This window comes from Flavobacterium sp. (assembly GCF_044371705.1).
GTDB lineage: Bacteria > Bacteroidota > Bacteroidia > Flavobacteriales > Flavobacteriaceae > Flavobacterium.
Genome location: NZ_JBILTE010000209.1, coordinates 1 through 4,393, shown reverse-complemented (window position 1 = coordinate 4,393; position 4,393 = coordinate 1). Strand labels below are relative to the sequence as shown.

The 4,393-nt window shown below is 35.4% G+C and carries 5 protein-coding genes; 2 read left to right on the top strand and 3 right to left on the bottom strand.

Translation table 11 applies throughout. From position 1 onward, the window contains the following. The first annotated feature begins 189 nt into the window (after window positions 1-189). Window positions 190-444: a hypothetical protein gene (locus ACIQ2S_RS11745; protein ID WP_396176215.1), complete on the top strand. Its 255-nt coding sequence runs from the start codon at window positions 190-192 to the stop codon at window positions 442-444. Further along, window positions 441-722, top strand: a complete 282-nt coding sequence (locus tag ACIQ2S_RS11740) for a hypothetical protein (protein WP_396176213.1) — start codon at window positions 441-443, stop codon at window positions 720-722. The genes ACIQ2S_RS11745 and ACIQ2S_RS11740 overlap by 4 nt, the downstream gene beginning before the upstream one ends. Window positions 723-758: 36 nt before the next feature. On the opposite strand, the gene ACIQ2S_RS11735 is transcribed toward ACIQ2S_RS11740, so the two are convergent. The 3 genes from ACIQ2S_RS11735 to ACIQ2S_RS11725 all read right to left on the bottom strand — a co-directional run. After that, window positions 759-2,270 (bottom strand): MBOAT family O-acyltransferase, encoded by a 1,512-nt coding sequence (locus tag ACIQ2S_RS11735; protein WP_396176211.1) that lies wholly within the window; start codon window positions 2,268-2,270, stop codon window positions 759-761. After that, window positions 2,270-3,682, bottom strand: a complete 1,413-nt coding sequence (locus ACIQ2S_RS11730; RefSeq protein WP_396176209.1) for a GDSL-type esterase/lipase family protein — start codon at window positions 3,680-3,682, stop codon at window positions 2,270-2,272. The genes ACIQ2S_RS11735 and ACIQ2S_RS11730 overlap by 1 nt, the downstream gene beginning before the upstream one ends. After that, window positions 3,672-4,393: GDSL-type esterase/lipase family protein (locus tag ACIQ2S_RS11725; RefSeq protein WP_396176206.1), on the bottom strand; the 722-nt coding region annotated here is incomplete at its 5' end. The genes ACIQ2S_RS11725 and ACIQ2S_RS11730, both read right to left, overlap by 11 nt.

The window sequence follows — 4,393 nt, the reverse complement described above, 5'->3', positions numbered from 1 at the left end:
CAAAAAAACAGTCTCAACCGCTTTTATAGAATCAATGCCTCCAACAACGCAATCGAAGAAGTAAACACGTACGGGTTGGAGCGAACACCTAATGCGTTTGTGAAATATAGTTTTTAGAATTGAAAAAAATCTGATGTCAAAAATCATTTTACATAAAACATATGTATATTTACCGTAAATTATAAGGATATGTTACAACAGGAAAAAACAAGAAAAGAAGTCGCTTTAGACAGCCAAACACTTGCTTTGTTAACAGCTATGGCTGAAAAAGAAGGCAGAAAGCTAAAAAATTTCATGGAACAAGTTTTAAAAGAAAAGGCAAGCACTTTTGAAATTTCGGATGCTTACAAAAATGAGATGGATGAAATCCTAACCAAGCACAAAAAAGGTCAAAACCAATACATTAGTGAAGAAAATTTTTTTTCAAAAATCAATAGAAAATGAGTTATATACTGCTCTTTGAAGATAGTGTAACTCTTGAATATCAAAAAGCTATAGACTATTACGACGATGTTTCTATTGAACTTGGCAACCGTTTTGAGCATGACTTTAAACAAACTTTACAGTATGTCAAGCAATTTCCATTGCATTTTTCAGCTCGTTACCACAATATCCGTATAGCTCTTTTTGAAAACTTTCCGTTTAGTATCCATTTTATGGTTGAGGGAAATGTCATTTACATTTTGAAAGTGATGCATACCAAAAGATTTTTTAAGCAATAGCAAAACTTCGATAACACAATCTCAGTTGTAAAGCAATTAAAACTGAAAATAAATAAACGGTTGCGGACCCGCAGACGCCGTTGCGTACACAATCCAAAAGACAAATGCCAAAACAATTGCTTTACCTAGCAATGGCAACGAACCAAATGCTTTTTGAAGAAACTGTATCACTCGATTCGGTAGAAAATGCCAAACAAACCCAATCAAAATAAGTAGAAATACATTTTGATAGCCTTGAATGATGACCAGCCATTGCTTCCAATCAAACGTCAGTTCGCCAATGTTAGATATTAATTGAAGAGCGGTTGAAAAATCTTTGGCTCTGAAAAACAACCAACAGAAAGCGACAAAATGAAAGGTCAAAAGTATTTGAATGGTTTTGACAAAATAATTTTTAGGTAATTTAATTAAGTTCCCGAAAAACCGCTCGAATGCCAAGGCTGAACCGTGTAAAACGCCCCACAAAACAAATTTCCAAGAAGCTCCATGCCACAAACCGCCTAACAACATGGTCAGGAATAAATTGATATAGGTTTTGAATTTTCCGCCGCGATTGCCTCCTAACGAAATGTATAAATAATCACGTAACCACGTAGATAATGAAATATGCCAACGCCGCCAAAACTCTGTAACCGATGTCGACTGATAGGGTGTTCGGAAATTGGGTGGCAACCAAAATCCCATCAATAAAGCCAAACCAATAGCCATATCTGAATAGCCGGAAAAATCGCAGTAAATTTGAATAGCGTAGCCATACGACGCCATTAAATTTTCAAACGAAGTATAACTGTTCGGAGCATCAAAAACGCGATCGACAAAATTGATGGAGATATAATCGGAGATCACTGCCTTTTTTAATAATCCACCAATGATTAAAAACAAAGCTGCATTAAACTCTTCTTTGGTTAATTTTAACCGTTTGTAAATTTGTGGAATAAAATCGCTGGCTCGTACAATCGGTCCCGCAACTAATTGAGGAAAGAACGAAACGAAAAACAGAAAGTCCATGAAACTTTTGGTGGGTTCCAATTCTTTTCGATACACATCAATGGTATAGCTCAAGGTTTGAAACGTATAAAACGATATTCCTACCGGTAAAATAATATCCTGAAACTTGAAACCTGCATCAAAAGCCAAATTGACATTGTCAATAAAAAAATTGGTGTATTTGAAATATCCCAACAATCCCAAATTGACCAATAAACTGATGATTAAATAGAGTTTTCGATAGAATTTATCACGCTCATCATAAATCAATTTCGCAATGACATAATCTAAGACGGAAGAAAAAATGAGTAATAAAAAGAAAATTCCACTGGATTTGTAATAGAAGAATAACGAAAACAACACCACATAAGCGATACGTAACCGATGTGTTTTGAGTGTAAGAATATATACAAAATAAAAAACCAGAAAGAGACCCAAAAACAAAGCACTGTTAAACAACAGCGGATTTTTTGGATCGTACATAAACCAATTCTGTATCGTTTCCCAAGAGAAATTATCCGGCAATAATTCAAACCATTGAAATAAAAAGACTAACGACATTACTTATCGATTACGGTATTAAAATTTTGAAAAGCATTGATGAACGCTTCAAAAAACAATTGGCCTTTGTACTCGTAACCTTTTTTGGTATAATGCACGCGATCTCCTCCAATGATACCTTCTTTTAGATTTTTACTCACGCCAAACAATCCACCCAATTGTGAATATAAATCCCAAACCACATAATTTTCAGTAGTGGCTTGAGCCAAAATTTCCCGCGAATAATCTGCTACAAATGTATTGGGATACCTTCGCTTAAATTGCGATGGCGGCGGAGTCGTTACTAATATAATTGCATTCGGATTTAGATTTAAAATCTGATTTTTCATCAACAGCAACTGCTGCATGAAATCGGGAGTAACCATTTTATCAAAACTTTCATTGGTTCCCAAAGAGATTATTACCAAATCGGGTTGCAATGCAGAAAGTTGCTCATAAAACAGCGGATACTTTGTGTAATCAGAACATTTAGCACCATTCGCACCAATGGTATGATACACAATTCCCGAAGAATTATTTTCCAAAACAATACCGTTTAAAGCATATTGTTTTGCTTCTAAAGCAGGAATCAAATAAACACCGGAAAGTAAAGAATCGGATTTAAAACTATAAAAGCCAACCTCTTTTTCGGTAACCAACGGAATGAATTCCTTTCGTTGAAAAGCCAATTTTTCTTTTTGATTCGTGGGAATTTTTAATGTTTTACCTGCACGAATAGCAGTTCCTTTTAATCCGTTAGCCGATTTGATGGACGAAACGGAAACGTTGTATTTAGCAGCAATCACCGATAAATTTTCACCACTTTTTATTTTATGAATCGTGGTCTTGGGCTTTTCTGATTCGACCACAATCGTGTTATAACTCAAAGCCACATCAAACATTTTTTGATTTTGAGGTGTAATTATTTTCAATTGGGAGAATTGATATTCAGGATTTTTCACATTCAGTTCAATTACAAAATCGTCAGCTTTGGTTTCTAATGAAAAACCACTGATTCCAACAGGTTTACCGGTATCGGGCGAACTATTTCGCTGACTTTCCCATGATTGGTTAGAAGCAAATCGAATATCGCCTACCCCATTTGTTTTTGCCAATGAATAAGGAAAAACGAGTCCGCGACCTCCATTACCAAACTGACTTTGGAGATTTTTTCGCATATAACCCGAGAAAAAATCGGCTTGAATGTGCGAATCACCAATGTGAACAATATTGATTTTTCCAGTTTTATTTTTTTGAAGGTTTTGCAATTTTTGAAAAAGCGGTTGCATGGCTTCCAAGTTGTGAAGTTGGTTGGCAGTAGCGGGAATCTCCACTTCCAACGTATCTATTGCAACAAATAAGGAATCCGTTTGAGCAAATAAACTCATTGACACAAAAAAAACTCCCAAAAACAATCGCAATTTATTTAGCATCGATGGTTTGATTTTTAGGTGTTACGGTATCGATGGGCTGACTTTTTATTTTGGGTTGCACATTTATTTTTCTTTTACTACGCATCATTTTATACTGCTCATACCCTTTTTGAATTTGGTCATGCAATAAAGAAGCTACTTTTTGCGAACCTTTGTAATTAAAATGCGTGTAATCTTTGTTGGCTAATGGTGGCACTTCTTCATCCACCCATTTCACCATCGAACCTTCACCACCCATGGCTTGAAACAAATTAAAATAAGCCGAATTTGATTGAACGGCATACTTTCGTTGTGCCAACGTTAAAGGAACAACAGCCGAATCGGTTTGCATTTCTAAATCATATTTGGTCGATTTATCTGCTGTAGAAACCACTAAAATAGTCACACCCGGAAAACACTCTTTGATGTGATTCACCACACGAGTCATTCGTTTTTCATACCAATCGTAGGAATACGTTCCGTAATTCAAAACATTGGTGCCAAAATGTAAAATGATTAAATCGTAACCTAATTTCTCTTGAAATTGGTGCATTAAATCAGTATTGAACAATGAAATAGGAAGTCCGGAATTACCTCTGCTTGAAAAATTATCCACGTGAACACCTTTACCATCGTCAAAATTAAATCCATAAATCGGAATAGAATCTGCTTTAGCAAATTCAACTTTAAAGCTTTTCAACGCTGAAGAACTGAGTGATAGTGTGTTCAACT